The 17,432-nt window shown below is 70.1% G+C and carries 15 protein-coding genes; 6 read left to right on the forward strand and 9 right to left on the reverse strand.

The window, feature by feature from the left end; translation table 11 throughout:
- Nucleotides 1-4: 4 nt before the first annotated feature.
- From ACFTZB_RS28645 to ACFTZB_RS28660, 4 genes are all read right to left on the reverse strand, one after another.
- The gene (locus tag ACFTZB_RS28645; protein ID WP_378436448.1) at nucleotides 5-196 is read right to left on the reverse strand and encodes an antitoxin; all 192 of its coding nucleotides are present in this window, start codon (nucleotides 194-196) and stop codon (nucleotides 5-7) included.
- A gap of 126 nt (nucleotides 197-322) precedes the next feature.
- Complete coding sequence (locus ACFTZB_RS28650; RefSeq protein ID WP_378436450.1) at nucleotides 323-2,773, reverse strand: HAD-IC family P-type ATPase; 2,451 nt, start codon at nucleotides 2,771-2,773, stop codon at nucleotides 323-325.
- Nucleotides 2,774-2,823: 50 nt separating this feature from the next.
- Nucleotides 2,824-3,939, reverse strand: coding sequence for an MBL fold metallo-hydrolase (locus tag ACFTZB_RS28655; RefSeq protein ID WP_378436452.1), 1,116 nt, complete (start codon nucleotides 3,937-3,939; stop codon nucleotides 2,824-2,826).
- A 44-nt stretch (nucleotides 3,940-3,983) separates the two neighbouring features.
- Nucleotides 3,984-4,715: an enoyl-CoA hydratase gene (locus tag ACFTZB_RS28660; RefSeq protein WP_005244016.1), complete on the reverse strand. Its 732-nt coding sequence runs from the start codon at nucleotides 4,713-4,715 to the stop codon at nucleotides 3,984-3,986.
- Between the two features lie 142 nt (nucleotides 4,716-4,857).
- On the opposite strand from ACFTZB_RS28660, the gene ACFTZB_RS28665 reads away from it, so the two are divergent.
- Nucleotides 4,858-5,955 (forward strand): NAD(P)-binding domain-containing protein, encoded by a 1,098-nt coding sequence (locus ACFTZB_RS28665; RefSeq protein ID WP_378436454.1) that lies wholly within the window; start codon nucleotides 4,858-4,860, stop codon nucleotides 5,953-5,955.
- On the opposite strand, the gene ACFTZB_RS28670 is transcribed toward ACFTZB_RS28665, so the two are convergent.
- Nucleotides 5,948-7,069 (reverse strand): lipase family protein, encoded by a 1,122-nt coding sequence (locus tag ACFTZB_RS28670; RefSeq protein ID WP_378436456.1) that lies wholly within the window; start codon nucleotides 7,067-7,069, stop codon nucleotides 5,948-5,950. The two genes, ACFTZB_RS28665 and ACFTZB_RS28670, sit on opposite strands and share 8 nt — an antisense overlap.
- A gap of 93 nt (nucleotides 7,070-7,162) precedes the next feature.
- Between ACFTZB_RS28670 and ACFTZB_RS28675 the strand changes: the two genes are divergently transcribed.
- Nucleotides 7,163-8,656 carry a phospholipase D-like domain-containing protein gene (locus tag ACFTZB_RS28675; protein WP_378436458.1) on the forward strand — a complete coding sequence of 498 codons (1,494 nt, stop codon included), beginning with the start codon at nucleotides 7,163-7,165 and terminating at the stop codon, nucleotides 8,654-8,656.
- Here ACFTZB_RS28675 and ACFTZB_RS28680 read toward each other — a convergent pair.
- Nucleotides 8,629-9,303, reverse strand: coding sequence for a hemerythrin domain-containing protein (locus tag ACFTZB_RS28680; RefSeq protein WP_378436460.1), 675 nt, complete (start codon nucleotides 9,301-9,303; stop codon nucleotides 8,629-8,631). The genes ACFTZB_RS28675 and ACFTZB_RS28680 overlap by 28 nt on opposite strands.
- A 66-nt stretch (nucleotides 9,304-9,369) precedes the next feature.
- On the opposite strand from ACFTZB_RS28680, the gene ACFTZB_RS28685 reads away from it, so the two are divergent.
- Together ACFTZB_RS28685 and ACFTZB_RS28690 are read left to right on the forward strand one after the other, a co-directional pair.
- Nucleotides 9,370-12,648 (forward strand): BTAD domain-containing putative transcriptional regulator, encoded by a 3,279-nt coding sequence (locus ACFTZB_RS28685; protein ID WP_378436462.1) that lies wholly within the window; start codon nucleotides 9,370-9,372, stop codon nucleotides 12,646-12,648.
- 55 nt (nucleotides 12,649-12,703) lie between these two features.
- Nucleotides 12,704-14,821: an MMPL family transporter gene (locus ACFTZB_RS28690; RefSeq protein WP_378436464.1), complete on the forward strand. Its 2,118-nt coding sequence runs from the start codon at nucleotides 12,704-12,706 to the stop codon at nucleotides 14,819-14,821.
- On the opposite strand, the gene ACFTZB_RS28695 is transcribed toward ACFTZB_RS28690, so the two are convergent.
- Together ACFTZB_RS28695 and ACFTZB_RS28700 are read right to left on the reverse strand one after the other, a co-directional pair.
- Complete coding sequence (locus ACFTZB_RS28695) at nucleotides 14,781-15,152, reverse strand: tail fiber domain-containing protein (RefSeq protein ID WP_378436472.1); 372 nt, start codon at nucleotides 15,150-15,152, stop codon at nucleotides 14,781-14,783. The two genes, ACFTZB_RS28690 and ACFTZB_RS28695, sit on opposite strands and share 41 nt — an antisense overlap.
- 4 nt (nucleotides 15,153-15,156) lie before the next feature.
- The gene (locus ACFTZB_RS28700; RefSeq protein WP_009478066.1) at nucleotides 15,157-15,285 is read right to left on the reverse strand and encodes a hypothetical protein; all 129 of its coding nucleotides are present in this window, start codon (nucleotides 15,283-15,285) and stop codon (nucleotides 15,157-15,159) included.
- Between the two features lie 151 nt (nucleotides 15,286-15,436).
- Between ACFTZB_RS28700 and ACFTZB_RS28705 the strand changes: the two genes are divergently transcribed.
- Nucleotides 15,437-15,877: a cupin domain-containing protein gene (locus ACFTZB_RS28705; RefSeq protein ID WP_378436466.1), complete on the forward strand. Its 441-nt coding sequence runs from the start codon at nucleotides 15,437-15,439 to the stop codon at nucleotides 15,875-15,877.
- A gap of 22 nt (nucleotides 15,878-15,899) precedes the next feature.
- Here ACFTZB_RS28705 and ACFTZB_RS28710 read toward each other — a convergent pair whose 3' ends face one another.
- Nucleotides 15,900-16,748: an aldo/keto reductase gene (locus tag ACFTZB_RS28710; protein WP_378436468.1), complete on the reverse strand. Its 849-nt coding sequence runs from the start codon at nucleotides 16,746-16,748 to the stop codon at nucleotides 15,900-15,902.
- Between the two features lie 138 nt (nucleotides 16,749-16,886).
- On the opposite strand from ACFTZB_RS28710, the gene ACFTZB_RS28715 reads away from it, so the two are divergent.
- Nucleotides 16,887-17,393 (forward strand): class I SAM-dependent methyltransferase, encoded by a 507-nt coding sequence (locus ACFTZB_RS28715; protein ID WP_378436470.1) that lies wholly within the window; start codon nucleotides 16,887-16,889, stop codon nucleotides 17,391-17,393.
- Nucleotides 17,394-17,432 lie beyond the last annotated feature (39 nt).

The following is a 17,432-nucleotide window of genomic DNA, read 5'->3' on the forward strand; positions in this document are numbered from 1 at the left end:
GAGTTCACTCCTTCGGAGGAACAGCCTTCTTCGCCGCGTCGGCGGCCTTGTCGATCTTGTCGCTGTACTTGCCCCCGGTCTTGCTGTCCGCGACGCCGGCGGCCTTGTCGATGGCGCCGTGAACCTTGTCCGCGTTCTGCGAAGCCGCTTCCCTCCCCTTGCCCAGCAGTCCCTTCAGTGTGTCGACGAAACTCATCGTTCTTCCTCCTCCGGTGCATGCGCACGCAGTGTCCGCGCGAGTTCGATCACTCGCCGTGCACCCAGTCTCACAGCATTGACTCGGCGACGCCAACCGTTCGGATCGCCGCGAGCGGTACTCCGGTCAGTGCACGCCCGGAAGGTCTTCCGGGGCCGCGAACAGGCGGCGGTGCTCACCGTGCAGCCTGCCCGTGACCCACCATCCGATTTCGACGAGAACCACTCCCACGAGCCCGCACACGAGAGCGGAGGTGGTGGCGCCGACGTTGGTCGGATCGAGTTTGAAGAACTCCCGCGTGAACGGCAACGCGAACAGGATGAGGTATCCCGCTACGGATCCGAAGATCAGCACCAGCTTCCACCACACGTACGGCCTGGCGACGACGGCGAGCACCCACAGGGCGATCATGATGAGGGTGATGAGCGCCGACGTGCCTGCCTGAATCTTCTGCGTCTCCGTCTGATCCGGGCCCGCGTACACGAGAAGGTACGAAATGAACGTCGTGACACCGATGATCACACCCGACGGCACGGCGAGACGCATCACACGCGGCACGAACCCGGAGCGCGCCCGTTCGTTGTTCGGGGCCAGCGACAGGATGAACGCGGGAATGCCGATGGTGAACCAGGCGGCGATCGTGACGTGCCGCGGCAGGAACGGATACGGCACCGGCTCGAAGTGGAAGATCTGCGACAGCACACCGGTCAGTCCGATGAGGAACGCCAGCAGCACCGAGTACACGGTCTTGGTGAGGAACAGATTCGAGACGCGCTCGATGTTGCCGATCACCCGGCGGCCCTCGCCCACCACGTACGGCAGGGTTGCGAACTTGTTGTCCAGCAACACGATCTGCGCGACCGCGCGGGTGGCGGGACTGCCCGAGCCCATCGACACCCCGATGTCGGCGTCCTTGAGCGCCAGCACGTCGTTGACGCCGTCGCCGGTCATCGCGACGGTGTGACCGCGAGACTGCAACGCCCCCACCATCTCCCGCTTCTGGTCGGGGCGCACCCGGCCGAACGTCGTCGCCGATTCCAGAGTGTCGGCGAGGGCGTCCCGGTCGGCGGGCAGTTCGCGGGCGTCGACGGGACGGTCGCCGCCGGGCAGTCCGAGCGACCCGGCCACCGCGCCGACCGACACGGCGTTGTCACCGGAGATGACCTTCACGGTGACGATCTGGCTCGCGAAGTACTCGAGGGTGCCGCGGGCGTCGGGACGCACCCGCTGTTCCAGGATCACCAGCGCGCGCGGCGTGATCGCTCCCGGCGCCGCGGGATGGTCGACCGGGACGTCGCAGCTGCCGAGCAGGAGCACCCGCAGTCCCGAGGAGCCGATTTCCTCGGCCTGCCGGGCCATGTCGCTGCCGGGGTCGAGCAGCACGTCGGGTGCGCCGAGCACCCAGTTGCCGTGGGTTCCGTACGACTGGCCGCTCCACTTCCTGGCCGAGGAGAACGGGGCCTCCGCGGTGGCGTCGCCCCAGCCGGGGGCGTCGGGAAAGGCTTCCGCGATGGCGAGGACACTGGCGTTCGGCCGCGGGTCGGACGCCGCCATCGCGGCCAGTGCCGCGCGGGACGGTTCGGCGTCGGACGTATCGGCGCAGCGCAGTTCGGACAGCCGCATGCCGTTCTCGGTGAGGGTGCCGGTCTTGTCGGCGCACACCACGTCGACGCGGGCCAGGCCTTCGATGGCGGGCAACTCCTGCACGAGGCACTGCCGCTGACCGAGCCGGATCACCCCGACCGCGAACGCGATCGACGTCATCAGCACCAGGCCCTCGGGCACCATCGGCACCAGCGCGGCCACCATCCCGCTCAGCGCGGGCCGGATCGACTCGCCGCTCGAGAACAACTGGTTGTAGATGATCAGCAGACCCGCCGGAATCATCAGGTACGTGATGAACTTCAGGATCTTGTCGATGCCGCTGCGCAACTCCGAGTGCACGAGCGTGAACTTGCTGGCCTCGTCCGCGAGTTTCGCGGCGTACGCATCGCTTCCGACCTTCGTGGCGCGGTAACAGCCGCTGCCCGACGCGACGAAACTCCCCGACAGCACCTGCCGGCCGACGTCCTTGTGCACGGGGTCGGCCTCACCGGTGAGGAGGGACTCGTCGATGTCGAGGCTCGCCGCCTCCACCACGACCCCGTCGACGACGATCTGGTCGCCGGCGCCGAGTTCGATGATGTCGTCGAGCACGACCTCCCGCGGTGCCATCGCGACGGCGACGCCGTCGCGGCGCACCACCGGTTTGGTCTGGCTGACGATCGCCAGCTTGTCGAGGGTCCGCTTGGCGCGCACTTCCTGGATGATGCCGATCCCGCTGTTGGCGATGATCAGCAGACCGAACATGCCGTCGACGATCGAACCGGTGGCCAGCACGATGATCAGCAGCACCCCGAGGATCGCATTGATCCGGGTGAACACGTTGGCGCGCACGATGTCGCGCACCGACCGGCTGGCCCGATCCGGGACGTCGTTGGTCTTGCCCGCCGCCACCCGCTCCGCCACCTGCGCGGCCGTCAGCCCCGCCACCGCGACGACTGCAACGCTGTCGGTGCCGGTTTCGTCGTATGCCATGGTCAAAGGCTACGCAACGACGCTCGGCTCCGAGGGGATGCGCGCCGGACTCAGCCGAGCGCGGTCCACCACGGGGTCTGGGCGGCCGGCTTCAGTGCGTCGACGCGCTGCCCGGGCATCGGCACGGCCACCGGGGTGCCCGCCTCCTGCGCGGCCGCGAGCAGCCGGACGATCGGCTCGGACCAGGTGTGGAACGCGAGGTTGAACGTGGCCCAGTGCACCGGCACCAGCAGTCCGCGGGTCGCGTCGCCGGCGTTGAGGTCGGCGTGCGTCTGCACCGCCTCCTCGGGGTTCATGTGGATGTCCGCCCACCTGGTGTCGTAGGCGCCGACGGGCAGCAGCGTGAGGTCGAACGGTCCGTACCGGCGGCCCAGGTCGGCGAACCGCGTCGTGTATCCGCTGTCGCCGCCGAAGAACACCTTCCGGCTCGGGCCGGCGAGCACCCACGACGCCCACTGGGTGGTGTTGCGCACCAGGCCCCGGCCGGAGAAGTGCCGGGCCTCGGTGCACGTGAGCGTGAGTTCGCCGAGTGTCGTCGACTCGTCCCAGTCGAGTTCCACGATCCGCTCCTCCGGCACCCGCCACTGACGCAGGTGCGCACCGAGCCCGACCGGAACGACGAACGGTGCCTTCTGGGTGGCGGCGAGTTGCTGCACGGTGGCCATGTCGAGGTGGTCGTAGTGGTCGTGCGAGACGACGATGGCGTCGAGGACGGGCAGGTCGGCCAGCGGCACCGGGGTCGGGTGCATGCGGGACGGACCGAGAAGCGCGGACGGCGACACCCGCCGGCTCCACACCGGATCGGCCAGCACCCGGTAGCCGTCGACCTCGACGAGCACACTCGAATGGCCGTACCAGGTGACGGCGACGTCGGCCGCCTCGACGGGCGCGAGGGGCGTCGCGAGCGGGATCGGCCTGCGCGGGCGTCCCGCCTTGCCCCGCGTGATCAGCGCCTTGAGGATCCCGGTCTCCGAACCGGGCAGCATCATGCTGCTCGGATCGGTGTTGTGGAACTGACGGTCGCGGTACCGCGGCGACGTCGCGGCGTACGGGCGCACCTTCGCGCGCGACGCGCCCATCTGAGACGGAAGGCCCCACGCGGCGCGCGTCAGCCACCCGAGGGCGGCGGTGGCCAGAACAGTCGTCACGGCGTTCTTCGCTTTCACCCCGACAACTGTAACCACGCGTGCGGGAAAGGTGCGGCCGGCGGCTACTGACCGCGGAACACCGGGGGACGCTTCTCGGCGCGGGCCGCCCGCGCCTCCTGCGCGTCGTAGCTCTTCCACGCCGCATGCAACGCCGCGAGCTGCTCGGGCGGCGGCGGACTCTGGGTGCCGTCGTCGTTGAGCACCATCTTGAGGTGTTGCAGCGACAGCGGCGCGAGGCGCGCGATCGAGTGCGCCCACTGCTGCGCGACGGCGAGGTCGCCGCGCTTGTTGGCCAGGCCGTGCGCCAGCGCCTCGTCCGCCCCGACCTCTTCCGCGCCGAGCAGGATCGTTCGTGCCGGTCCGCCGCCGATCAGGGCGGCCAGCCGGTGCACGGTCCACCGGTCCACGGAGATCCCGAGCTTGGCGGCGGGGATGGCGAAGCGCGCCTCGGGGGCGACCACGCGCAGGTCCGCGGCGAGCGCCAGCTGACTGCCCGCGCCGATCGCGGGGCCGTTGATCGCGGCGATGACGGGGACGGGGACCGAGTCGATGGTGTGCAGCATCTCGAGCAGGGTGTCGGTGAACCCGTCGGCGTACACGTCGCCCGACAGGTCGGCGCCCGCGCAGAACGCGCTGCCCTGCCCTGTGAGGACGATCACCCGCGCGCCGTCGGTGACGGACTTCTCCGTCTCCTCGCGCAGCAGTTCGCAGATCTCGGTGTTCAACGCATTGCGACGGTCGGGTCGTTGCAGTTCGAGGGTGAAGACGTCGCCGTCACGACTCGTCCCGATCATGTCCACTCGCTTTCTTCGTGATTGCTGTCCACTGACGAATTCTCCCCTGCCCACCCGGCTGGACGTCTGTCAGCCAACCACAGGCGAATCGACCGGAACACACGAGCCTCTCCGGTAGTTGTGAGGGTGGAGGTGAACCGATATGGACAGTGAAGTGGACGTCGCCGTGATCGGCGCGGGGCAGGCGGGGCTGTCTGCTGCCTACTATCTGCGCAGGTTCGGGGTGGAACCGGAGTCCGGTTTCGTCGTGCTCGATCACGCGCCGGGGCCCGGCGGCGCGTGGCAGTTCCGGTGGCCGTCCCTGACGCTGAGCACCGTCAACGGTGTCCACGACCTGCCCGGGCTCGGCTTCGCCGAGACGGTCGGTGTGGACCCGAACGACCCCGAGGCCGCGCTGGTGCATGCGTCCAGCGCGGTTCCTCAGTACTTCGCGACGTACGAGAAGCAGTTCGAGTTGCCGGTGCACCGTCCCGTGCACACCCGGGTGGTGTGCGCCCGCGGCGAGCGTCTGCGGATCGAGACCGACAGCGGTGTGGTGTCGGCCCGCGGTCTGATCAACGCGACGGGAACGTGGGAACGCCCCTTCATTCCCCGCTACCCCGGCGCGGAGTCGTTCACCGGCCTCCAGGTGCACACCAGGGACTACTCCTCGGCGCAGGACTTCGCGGGACAGCACGTCCTCGTCGTCGGCGGCGGCATCTCGGCGGTGCAGTTGCTGGACGAGATCTCCCGGGTCACCACCACGACGTGGGTGACGCGCCGCCCGCCAGAGTTCCGGGACGAGCCGTTCACACCCGAGATCGGCCGCGCCGCAGTCGCTCTGGTCGAGGACCGGGTTCGCCGCGGGCTGCCGCCGGGCTCGGTGGTGTCGGTGACGGGGCTGCCCGTGACGCCCGCGATCCGTGCCGCCCGCGAACGCGGGGTGCTGGCGCGGCAGCCGATGTTCAGCGAGATCACCGAGGACGGTGTCCGCTGGGCCGACGGCCACGAGGCGAAGGTCGATGTGATCCTGTGGTGCACCGGTTTCCGCAGTTCGCTCGATCACCTCGCACCGCTGCGGCTGCGCGGTCCGGGCGGCGGCATCACGATGACCGGACGCCTGGCCACCCAGGTGGCGTCGGATCCGCGGATCCATCTCGTGGGCTACGGTCCGTCGTCGTCCACGATCGGCGCGAACCGGGCCGGGCAGGCCGCGGCCCGCGAACTCACCCGCCACCTCGGGTTGCCCGCCCCTACCTGATCAGCGAGGCGACGAACGCGGCCTGGTCGGGTCCCGCCTGGTACATGCTGCCGAAGTGACCACCCGAGTACACCCGGTAGTCGAGAACCGTACCGGCCGTGCGCATCTCGGACACCAGTTTCTCCGTCAGCGGGAGCGGCACCGACGCGTCGGTGACCCCCTGCACGAGCAGCAGCGGACGGTCGTACCCCGCGACCGGGACCTCGAGGTATTCGCGCAACGCGTCCTGCAGCGCGGGCACGTCGAGCGCCCGCGACAGCATCTGCGCCACGGACACGGTCCCGGTCATGGCCGCGAACTGCCGGAACGGCACTTCGGGGGCCGCGTCCACGAACTGCTTCCCGACCGGGGTCAGATAGCTGTCGACGTCCAGTTCCGGGTACGCGTCGCGGACCCCGGCGATCAGGTACGACATGTACACGGTGAGACCGGCGAGGCCCTGCGGCGGAAACGCGGGGCCGCTCCAGTTCGCCACCGTCTCGATGTTCGACGGCACCCCGTTGGCGACGGCCCCGCGGTAGTCGAGTTCCGGCGCGTACGACGTGGCCACGTGCGCGGCGAACACCGCGGCCTGACCGCCCTGGGACAGTCCGACGGCCATCCACGTGGAGGAGAGGTCGGCGTCGATCTCCCTGGCGGCGCGCACGGAGTCGACGACGCTGCGTCCTGCGACCTTCCCGTCGAGGTAGGGCGGCACCCCGGGGGTGCCCAGGCCCACGTAGTCGGTGGCGGCCACGGCGTAGCCGAGCTGGAGCCAGCTGCTCACGTAGTCCGAGGATTGCGGGTCGACGCCCGTCACCGAGGGTGCGTCGGCGTCGGAGTCCCCCACGGTTCCGTGTGCCCACGCGATGACGGGCCATCCCCCGGCGGGCGGCGCCCCGGGCGGCACGAACACCATCCCGGTGCAGGGGGTGATGCCGTGACGGTCGGTGGTCAGGTACGTCATCCGGTACGCACTTCCGGCTCCGCGGAGCCAGAGTTCGGCAGGCAACTCGGACGAGGCGACGACGGTGCCGGGGCTCGATCCGGCCCGCAGGGGATCCGCACCGACAGTGGGTGCCCACAGCACGCTGACCAGTGCGAGGAACGCCACGATGCGCCACCATCTCCGCACCTCTCAACGGTAGCTGCGCGGGGGTGGCGCAGTACCCTGAATCGTCCACTCACGGGGAAGTGGGACGCACGAGACCGGGAGAGCAGAAGAGACATGAGTGACGACAGCCCGATCCTGACTCCCGGCGAGACTTGCTGGCAGGTTGCCCGCGCCGATCGTCTCGCGTGCATCGTCGACGCGGCGGACTACTTCCGCCACGCCAAGTCCGCGATGCTGCAGGCGCGCAGGCGCATCATCCTCATCGGCTGGGACTTCGACACGAGGATCGAGTTCGAACCGGACGAGAAGACGCTCGACGGGCCCAACCAACTCGGCCGCTTCCTGGCCTGGCTGACGCGCGAACGTCCGGATCTCGACATCTACCTGCTCAAATGGAACATCGGAGCCTTCACCGCGATCGGACGCGGGATGACCCCGATCTTCGTGGTCAACTGGGTGACGGACCGCCGCCTGCACTTCGAACTCGACGCCGCCCACCCGATCGGTTCGGCGCATCACCAGAAGATCGTCGTCATCGACGACGCGCTCGCGTTCTGCGGCGGCATCGACATGACCGTCGACCGGTGGGACACCCCCGAACATCGGGACCGCAACCATTACCGGACGCAGCCGAACGGCAAGCGGTACGGGCCGTGGCACGACGCGACGACCGCCGTCGACGGGGACGCGGCGAAGGCCATCGGCGAACTGGCCCGCACCCGGTGGAAGGCGGCCACGGGGCAGGATCTGGCGGCGGTCGACGAGATCGTGGGGCGGACGCCATGGCCCGAGGGGCTGGAGCCGACGATGCGGGCCGTCGACGTCGGCGTCGCTCGCACGCTGCCGGAGCTGGACGACCGGGACGAGGTCCGGGAGATCGAGGCCCTGTATCTGGCGGCGATCGCCGGCGCCGAGCGGTCGCTGTACATCGAGAGTCAGTACCTGGCGTCGCGCACCCTCGCCGAGGCGATCGCCGCGCGACTACGCGAACCGGACGGGCCGGAGATCGTGCTGGTGCTGCCGCGCAACGCCGACGGCTGGCTCGAGCAGAAGGCGATGGACGGCGCCCGCCGCCGGTTGCTGCACCTGCTCTGGCAGGCCGACACCGGGAACCGGCTCGGCGTCTACTATCCCGTCACGGCGGGCGGTGAACCGATCTACGTCCACGCCAAGGTGCTGGTGATGGACGACCGTCTCCTGCGGGTGGGTTCGTCGAACCTGAACAACCGGTCGATGGGTTTCGACTCCGAATGCGATCTGGCGGTCGAGGTCACCGCGGACACGGCGAACGGGGACGAACTGCGGGCGACCATCCTCGGCATTCGCCGTCAGCTCGTCTGCGAACACCTGGGTGTTCCGGCGGGGCTGTTCGAGGACACGCTGACCGAGACGTCGTCGCTCCTGGGCACGGTCGAGGCTCTGCGCGGGGGTGGCCGGACCCTGGAGAAGTTCGAGCCGGACACGGTCGAGGACGAGGACAGCCCGCTGGCGGAGAACGAACTGATGGATCCCGAGCGCACACCGCCGAGCTTCTGGGAACGGACCAGCCGGGGCCGGTTGCGGCGCAGGGTGATCCGGCGTCAGAAGGCGGCCGGTTCGGTGCGGTAGATGCGCCGGTAGTCCTTGCGGAACGCCCGCCGCCCCAGGATCGACCATGCCATCCTGGCTGCGAAAGGCATCTCCGACAGGAACATTCGACGCTCCTCGGGTGTCGCCCCGTGAAGGATGAAACCGAGGAACACCAGCAGCCGGTCCTTGGGGATCGACGCGCGGCCGCGGTCACCCATCTCCTGCCACTCGGCGAGCGTCATGAACTGCTCCGCCATCGGGAGGATGTGCCGCTCCTCCTCGCCGAGGTGCTCGCCCAGCGCCGCGGACAGCGCGGTCAGCGTCTTCGCCAGCGGTTCGCCGTCCGTCGCGTCCGCCGTGAACGCGGCGCCCTGCGACTGCGCCAGCGACAGCAGTTCGGAGATGCGTTCGTGCTGCTCCTCCATCCGCAGCACCAGCGCCGCGTCGGTGGGCGCGCGGTCGAGCAACTTCGGCCACAGCAGGTCGTCCTCACTCGAATGATGGTGGTGGAGGGCGGTGGCGAGTTCCTCGAAGAACGCCACCACCTCCCCGGCCCGGGCGGTGTCGCCGGCGGGAACCCGGCGGACGAGCGCGGGCAGCGCGGCGAACTGGCGGCGGAAGCAGTTGTGGACCACCACCATCTCGCGGGTGTCGGGGCGGATCGTGTGAGCAGTCGGAGTCGTCATGCGATCAAGCGTCGGTTCGGCGTCTTGGAGAGCACTTGGAGGCCACTAGTGCCTACGCTTGGCACGATGGTGCGGATTCGAGTACTCGGGACGCTCGAGGCGGAGGACGAATCGGGGGCGGTGGACCTCGGCGGCCCCCGCCAGCGGGCCGTGCTCGCCCTGCTGCTCGTCGCGCGCGGCGAGGTGGTTCCGGTGGATCGGCTGATCGACGACCTCTGGCACGGGGCTCCCCCGGCGCGGGCCGTCGGTGCACTTCAGGCATACATCTCGAATCTGCGGCGGGCGCTGGAGCCGCACCGTGCGCCGCGGGCGGACTCGACCGTCCTGGTGAGCCGCGCCCCCGGTTACGCGCTCACCCTGCCCTCGTCCGCGGTCGACGCGTGGGAGTTCGAGAACCTGGTCCGCTCCGCCGCGGGCACCGGCCGGGCCGACCTGGAGCGGGCGCTGGGCCTGTGGCGGGGGCCGGCGTTCGCCGAGGTGGCCGGTGAGCACTGGGCGCTCGCCGAGATCGCCCGGCTGGAGGAACTGCGGGTGGTGGCGCGCGAACGGGTGGTGGCCGCCGCCGTCGCGTCCGGCGACGCCGCGGGCGCGGTACTCGACGCGCAGTCCCTCACCCGGGACCATCCGCTCCGGGAAGAGGGGTGGCGGTTGCTCGCCCTGGCGTTGCACCGCAGCGGGCGTCAGGCCGACGCTCTGGCCGCGTTGCGGGAGGCCCGCGGCAGGCTGGCGAGCGAACTCGGCCTCGACCCCGGTCCTGCACTGACGGAACTCGAACGCCGGATCCTCACGGGCACCGTCCCGTCCGCACCCGTCCCCGCCCCGGTGCCCGTCGACACCGCCCCGGCCCCCTGGTTCCTCGGCCGCGCCGCGGAATTGGCGACCCTGACCGACCTGATGAGCGATCCCGGCACCCCCGTGGTCCTCCTCGGCGGCGACGCCGGATCGGGGAAGTCGTCCCTGCTGCGCCGGTTCCGTCGCACCCTGCACGCCGCGGGGTGGCAGGTGGCCGTGGGCCGCTGCCCCGAGGTGGACGGCGCCCCGCCAGCCTGGGCGTGGGTGGAAATCCTGCGGGCGCTGCGCGAGACGGTCGACCCCGGTGCCGAGGCGGACGCGCTGGCGCCCCTGCTCGCCGACGACCGTTCGCACGCGGCGCGGCCGGACGACCCGAGCGGACGGTTCCTGCTGCACCGTGCCGTCGCCGACTACCTCGCGGCCGTCCGCGATCACGGCCCGCTCGCCGTCGTCCTCGACGACGTTCACCGCGCCGACGAGGACACCCTGTCGATCCTCGTGCGGCTCGCCCAGCAGCGGTCGCCGATCCTGCTGATCCTCGCGTTCCGCCCGGACGAGGTCGACGCGAACCTGGAGAACTGCTTCGCCGACCTCGCGTCGCTGCAACCCACGCGCATCCGCCTCGGCGGACTCGGACCCGAGGAGTCGGCGGAGCTGATCCGGCACGTGTCGGGCCGCGACCCCGACCCCGATATCCTCCGCGCGCTCGCCGACCGGACCGGCGGAAACCCGTTCTATCTGCAGGAGAGCGCCCGGCTTCTGGACAGTGAAGGCGAACTGGTGGCCACGTCGGAGGTGCCGGAGGGGGTCCGGGACGTACTCCGCAGGCGGATCGCCCGCCTCCCCGAACTGACCGTGTCCGTCCTGCGACTGGCCGCGGTGGTGGGCCGCGAATCCGACGTCGACGTCCTCACCCGGGCCGCCGAAGTCGGCGAGGACGCCGTGTTCGACGCACTCGAATCGGGCGTGATCGCCGGACTGCTCGGCGAGCCGCGCGCGGGGACCGTCCGCTTCACGCACGCCCTCGTCCGCGACACGCTCTACTCCGACCTCACCCGCCTGCGCAGGAGCCGCTGGCACGCCCGGGTCGGGTCGGCGCTCGAGGAGTTGCGACCGCACGACGTCGCGGCGCTCGCGCACCATTTCACCGAGGCGCTGTCCGCCGCGACCGCACGGCAGGCCCTCGACCACAACGTCGCGGCCGCGGCGCAGGCGGCCGACCGCTACGCCCACGACGCGGAGATCGGCTTCCTGAACGACGCCCTCCGCGCGGCCGACCGGTTGCCGCCGGACGCCGCGGCGTCCGTGGACGAGCGCGTCGACATCCTCACCGAGCTCAGCCGCACCCAACTCGCCGCCGGCATCGGACTGGACGGGGCCCGTTCACGGAAGCGGGCCCTGGGGCTCGCCCGAGACGCGGGCCGCACCGATCTGGCGATCCGGGTGCTCGCGTTCGTCGACACCCCGACGCCGTGGATCAACCGGCGCTACGGCGAAGTGGACACCGCCGTCGTGGACCTGATCGAGACGCTGCTGCGGGACGAGGAACCGGAGCCGGCGGTGCGCTGCAGGCTGCTGGTCACGCTGGTCCACGAGATCGGGGCGGAGGATCACGAGCGCACCGGGTCCGCGGTCCGGGAGGCCGAGATCCTCGCCCGCGACCTGGACGATCCGGTGCTTCTCGGGCTGGTGCTCTGCGCCGTCCACGCCGGCACCGGCTCGCCGACCAGCACACTCGGCGACCAGGTCATCGGCGACGAACTGCTCCGGATCGGCGATCGGACGCAGCTACCGGTGTTCACCATGCTCGGCCATCACCTGCTGGCCGAGATCGCGTCCGGTAACGGTGACATTCCGGCGATCGAACATCACATGGGCCTGCAGTCGGAACTGGCGGACCGGTACCGGTTCCAGCAGGCGCAGGCGACCCGCCAGATGAACCGCGGGATGGTCGCGCACCTCACCGGCGACCTGGCCGCGGCGGAACGCCACTACGAACGGGGCCACGAGTTGATGGTCCGGGCCGGACTCGACGCGGACAGCGTCTTCGCCCTCGCGGTGTTCACGCTGCGGCTCACCGAGGGCCGGGCCGGCGAATTCGAGGCCGTGATCGCGACCGTCGACAGTGCTGCGACGGACGTGCTCGCCGATCTGCACGCCCTCGCCCTTCTCGGCAACGGCAAACCGGAGCAGGCGCGTCAGGTGCGGCGCCACCTGCGCCCCGTCCGCCGCGACTTCTTCCATTCCCTCATGATGTCGCTGCGCGGCATCGTCGTCGCCGGACTGGGTGAGCGGGACGAGGCGGCGTCCGTGCACGCGGAACTGAGCCCGTACAGCGGGCAGATCGGGGGCGGCGACACCGCGGCGTTCGCGGTCGGGCCCGTCGACACCGTCCTCGGCGACCTCGAGATGCTGCTCGGCAGGCCCGAGTCGGCGCGCACGCACTACGCCGCCGCGCTCGCACTGGCCGAACGCTGCGGCTGCCCGGCCTGGATCGACGCCGCCCGCACCCGGGTGACCACCCACCCAAGCGAGTTCCAAGTGGGTCACTAGCGGCCGGGCGCACAGTCGGAGGTGACCGAACCATCCGGCTTTCCTGGAGGCCCCCATGAGTGCCCTGCTCGCCCGTCTCGGCGCGGCCGCCGCGACCCGTCCCTGGCGGGTGATCGCTGCGTGGCTGACGCTGCTCGTCCTGGTGTTCGCCGCCGCGTCCGCGTTCGGCGGTACCAACCACGACGACTACAACGTGCCCGGTCTGCCGTCGCAGCAGGGGACGAATCTGCTGAGCGAACGGTTCCCGGAGATGTCGGGGGCGGACGCCCGGGTGGTCGTGCACTCCGACACCGGCCCGCTCGCCCCCGGCGTCCTCACCGATCTCGGCAGCAGGCTGGCGGACGTGAACGGCGTGAGTGCCGTGTCGCCGCCCCGCCTGTCCCCGGATTCCGACACGGCGGTGATCAGCCTCAACTACCGCATCCCGGTCACCGACTTCCAGGGCAGCGAGGGCGTCGACGCCCTCGACGCCGCGGTCGCAGGCACCCGGGCGCAGGGACTGGAGGTGGAACTGGGCGGGCAGGTGCCCGAGAACATCTCCAAGCCGTCGGGCACCGCCGAGGCGGTGGGCATGATCCTGGCGCTGATCATCCTGGTGTTCGCGTTCGGTTCCGTGGTGGCCGCGGGACTGCCCCTGGCCGTCGCGCTCGTCGGCGTGGGCATCGGGTCCGGCCTCATCACGATCATGGCCGGATTCACCGGCATCAGCACCATCGCACCGACCATCGCGACGATGGTCGGCATCGGCGTCGGAATCGACTACGCGCTGCTGCTCGTCACCCGGTACACCGAGGGCCTGCGGTCCGGGATGCCGGTCCGGGACGCCGTCGCGGCCGCCAACTCCACGGCCGGGACGTCGGTGATCTTCGCCGGCACCACCGTCCTCGTCTCCCTGTTCGGGTTGCGGCTGTCCGGGCTACCGATGTACGCGTCGTTCGGCTACGCCACGTTCGCGATGGTCGGCATCGTCATGCTCACCTCCGTCACGCTGGTGCCCGCACTGTGCGGGCTGGCGGGCACGCGGGTCCTCGGCACACGGTCCCGTGCCCGGGCCGAACGTCGCACGACGTCGCCGCTGACCGAACGGTGGGCGATCCGAGTGAGCCGCCGCCCGTGGCTGTGGGCGCTGACGGCACTCGGCGTGCTGCTGCTCCTGGCCGCGCCGGTGCTGGGCATGCGGACGTGGCCGCAGGACGCGGGCAGCGCACCGGCCGCCAACACGATCCGTCAGGCCTACGACCTGATCGACTCCGAGTTCGGGCCCGGCGCCAACGGGCCGCTGATGGTGGCGGTCGACCTGAACAAGGTTCCGGCAGCCGAGCTTCCGTCGATCGTGCGTGACCTCGCGGCCGAACCCGGGGTGGCGTCCGTGACGCCCGTCCTGACGAACGCCGATTCGACGGCCGCACTCGTCTCGGTGCAGCCGACCACCGGTCCCAGCGATCCCCGCAGCACCGAACTGCTCGATAGGATCCGGTCCGACGCCGCCGACGGCGTCCACGTCACCGGACTCACCGCCGTGTTCGCCGACATCTCGGCCCGCCTCGCAGAACGACTGTGGCTGGTGATCGCGTTCGTCGTCGCGCTGTCGGTGGTGCTGCTCACGTTCGTGTTCCGCGCGCCGGTGGTCGCGGTGAAGGCGGCCGCCATGAACCTTCTGTCGGTGGCCGCGGCCTACGGCGTCATGGTGATGGTGTTCCAATGGGGTTGGGGTGCACAGCTGCTCGGCCTCCCCCATGCGCTTCCGGTGTCGAGTTGGGTGCCGATCCTCATGTTCACCATCCTGTTCGGACTGTCGATGGACTACGAGGTGTTCCTGCTCTCCCGGGTCCGTGAACGCTGGCTCGCCACGAGCGACTCGCACCGCAGCGTCGTCGAGGGACTGGCGTCGACGGGCCGGGTCATCACGAGCGCGGCGGCGATCATGGTCGCGGTGTTCGCCGGGTTCGCGCTCGACGGCGACGTCACCGTGAAGATGATGGGCGTCGGCCTCGCGACCGCAGTCCTCATCGACGCGACCATCGTGCGGATGGTGCTGGTGCCCGCCACGATGTACCTGCTGGGCGACGCCAACTGGTGGCGGCCGGGCGGACGCCGCGCGGCGGCAGCCGGCGGGGACGGGGGCGGGGCGGCTACGCCCGCAGGCGCTCCACTTCCGCTTCGAGCGCGATGACCCGCCGGTACAGGGCCTGGATGCTCGCCATGCACACCCCGTTCGCGTCCACCATCGCGATGCGACGGTCGTTGGAACCGAGCCCGAACGCGGTGGCGAAATCCTGCGCCATCGGGCCCAGGTGCCGCACCGACTCGTGATCGAAACCGTAGGTCCAGACGCTGACCGGCATCTCGGCGAGGCGGTCGAGCACCTCGCTCGCACTGGCAGGCGGCGCCTGGACGGCAACCCCGCGCTTGCGGGTCAGAACGGAGTGAAACCACGCCAACGGGTGGCGGGTACGGGCCGCTGTTCGCGCCCGCACCCGCCCCCGCCGGGTGTCGACCCACACGGAGTCAGTCCGGGAGTTCGCCGACATCGTGTTTGATCGTCGCGTCACTGAGGAGCAGGCCGACCCCGAGGGCCATGACGCCGATTCCGAGTCCGATTGCGGCTCCGCCCAATCCGAGCATGATTCCGAGCATGTTGTCTCCTGTCGTCGATGGTGTACGGGATGTCGTGCCCCCGCTTCCTGAACACCTACGACTATCGCGGCTCCGGGCCGTCGAGATAAGACACCTCAGGGGTGGTGCAACCCCACCCCCGGACGCGGCGCCGGGCGGCACAATGGCGGCCATGACGGAATTACCGGAGTGGGCCCGCACCCTCGACCTCGCCCCGCACCCCGAAGGCGGCTGGTACCGCGAGACGTGGCGCAGTGACGTCACCATCCCGGAAGGGAGCCTGCCGGACGACTATCCGGGTCCGCGGTCGGCGGGCACCGCAATCCTGTTCCTGCTCATGCCCGGACAACAGTCGGCATGGCACAGCGTGCGCAGCGCCGAGATCTGGCTGTTCCACAGGGGCAGCCCCCTCCGGCTCGAACTCGGCGGCAACGGAAGCAAACCCGCCACCCCGTCCGCGCTGATCCTCGGCGCGGACGTCGCCGCGGGCCAGCAACCGCAACTGCTGGTCCCGCCGCGGCACTGGCAGCGCGCGAAGCCCGAGGGCGACGAACCGACCCTCGTCAGTTGCGTCGTCACCCCGGGCTTCGACTTCGCGGACTTCCAGCTCTAGGCGCTCCGCGCTCGTGCGGGTGCTACGCGCCCAGGGTGTCCGGGTCGGGACCGATACGGCCGTCGGCCCGGGTCAGCGAACCGACCGTGTTGATCTCATCGGGGGTCAGTTCGAAGTCGAAGACGTCGAAGTTGGCGGCGATGCGCTCCGGCGTCACCGACTTGGGGATGACGACGTTCCCGATCTGCAGGTGCCAGCGGATGATCACCTGCGCGGTCGTCTTGCCGTGCGCGGCAGCGATCTTCGCGATGGACTCGTCCTCGAGGACGGTGCCCTGCCCCAGCGGGCTCCACGCCTCGGTCGCGATGCCCTTGCCGGTGTGGAAGGCACGCAGGTCGGCCTGGTTGAACCGCGGGTGCAGTTCCACCTGGTTGATCGCGGGCACCTCACCGGTCTCGGCGATCAGACGGTCGAGGGTCTGCGGGGTGAAGTTGGAGACACCGATCGACCGCGCACGCCCGTCGGCCTTGATCTTCTGGAAGGCTTTGAACGTGTCCACGTAACGGTCCGCGGACGGCACCGGCCAGTGGATGAGGTACAGGTCGACGTAGTCGAGGCCCAGCCGGTTCAGGCTGTCGTCGAACGCGCGGAGCGTGGAGTCGTAACCCTGGTCGTCGTTCCACAGCTTGGTGGTGACGAACAACTCGTCACGGGCGATGCCGGAGTCCGCGAGCGCGCGGCCCACTCCGGTCTCGTTCTCGTAGATCTTGGCGGTGTCGATGCTGCGGTACCCGGCCTTCAGCGCCTCGGTGACCGCGGCGTGGCTCTCGTCGTCCGGCACCTGCCACACGCCGAAGCCGAGGGCAGGAATGCTGTTCCCGTCGTTGAGCGTGACCGTAGGTACAGGACTCTGTGCATTGTTGAAACCCATGAGAGTGTCCAACCGGGCGCCCGGACCGGATGTTCCCACCGTCTCAGAATGTGGACTTTCGCGTGTCGTTTCGGTATCACCGGGTAATCCGACGGCATCGGCGTTCAGGTGGTGACGCGCCCGGTGAAAGGGGCGGACATGGGCCTCGGATACACATTGGCCTACCGGTTCAAGATCACGCCGTGGGTGAAAGCGGGCCGGGTCTTCGGGAACCAGATCGAGACGTTGATCGATCCCTTCGACGCACCACCGGGCGAGGTCCTCGACATCGGATGCGGCACCGGTGACCACGCCATCGAGATGGCCCGGCGCGGGTGGCAGGTGACGGGGATCGACACCGTCCAGCTGGCCCTCGACAAGGCGCGGTCCAAAGCACGGAAGGCGGGCGTCGACGTGCGGTTCATGCACGCGGACGCCACCGACCTCGAGCACGCCGTCGGTCGCGGGTACCACCTGATCCTGGACGTGGGGTGCTACCACGGGCTCAGCGACCACGCCCGGGTCGCGTATGCCGAGAACGTCACGACGGTGACCGAACCGCACGCCACGCTGTTGATGTTCGCGTTCGGGCCGGGACATCGCGGCCCGCTGCCGCGGGGGGTGTCCCGGTCCGACGTGGAGCGGACGTTCGAGACAGTCTCTTAAAAACAAAAAACAGCCCACCAGACCAACCCGGATCTCGTA

The organism is Rhodococcus sp. NPDC057014 (assembly GCF_042673295.1).
Classification (GTDB): domain Bacteria; phylum Actinomycetota; class Actinomycetes; order Mycobacteriales; family Mycobacteriaceae; genus Rhodococcus_F.

Coding starts and splice junctions, on each gene's coding strand:
- ACFTZB_RS28680 (WP_378436460.1), bottom strand. CDS start 9,303: ATGACGACTCCGACTGCTCACACGATCCGCCCCGACACCCGCGAGATG.
- ACFTZB_RS28675 (WP_378436458.1), top strand. CDS start 7,163: ATGAGTGACGACAGCCCGATCCTGACTCCCGGCGAGACTTGCTGGCAG.
- ACFTZB_RS28705 (WP_378436466.1), top strand. CDS start 15,437: ATGACGGAATTACCGGAGTGGGCCCGCACCCTCGACCTCGCCCCGCAC.
- ACFTZB_RS28700 (WP_009478066.1), bottom strand. CDS start 15,285: ATGCTCGGAATCATGCTCGGATTGGGCGGAGCCGCAATCGGACTCGGA.
- ACFTZB_RS28665 (WP_378436454.1), top strand. CDS start 4,858: ATGGACAGTGAAGTGGACGTCGCCGTGATCGGCGCGGGGCAGGCGGGG.
- ACFTZB_RS28685 (WP_378436462.1), top strand. CDS start 9,370: ATGGTGCGGATTCGAGTACTCGGGACGCTCGAGGCGGAGGACGAATCG.
- ACFTZB_RS28710 (WP_378436468.1), bottom strand. CDS start 16,748: ATGGGTTTCAACAATGCACAGAGTCCTGTACCTACGGTCACGCTCAAC.
- ACFTZB_RS28715 (WP_378436470.1), top strand. CDS start 16,887: ATGGGCCTCGGATACACATTGGCCTACCGGTTCAAGATCACGCCGTGG.
- ACFTZB_RS28645 (WP_378436448.1), bottom strand. CDS start 196: ATGAGTTTCGTCGACACACTGAAGGGACTGCTGGGCAAGGGGAGGGAA.
- ACFTZB_RS28690 (WP_378436464.1), top strand. CDS start 12,704: ATGAGTGCCCTGCTCGCCCGTCTCGGCGCGGCCGCCGCGACCCGTCCC.
- ACFTZB_RS28660 (WP_005244016.1), bottom strand. CDS start 4,715: ATGATCGGGACGAGTCGTGACGGCGACGTCTTCACCCTCGAACTGCAA.
- ACFTZB_RS28650 (WP_378436450.1), bottom strand. CDS start 2,773: ATGGCATACGACGAAACCGGCACCGACAGCGTTGCAGTCGTCGCGGTG.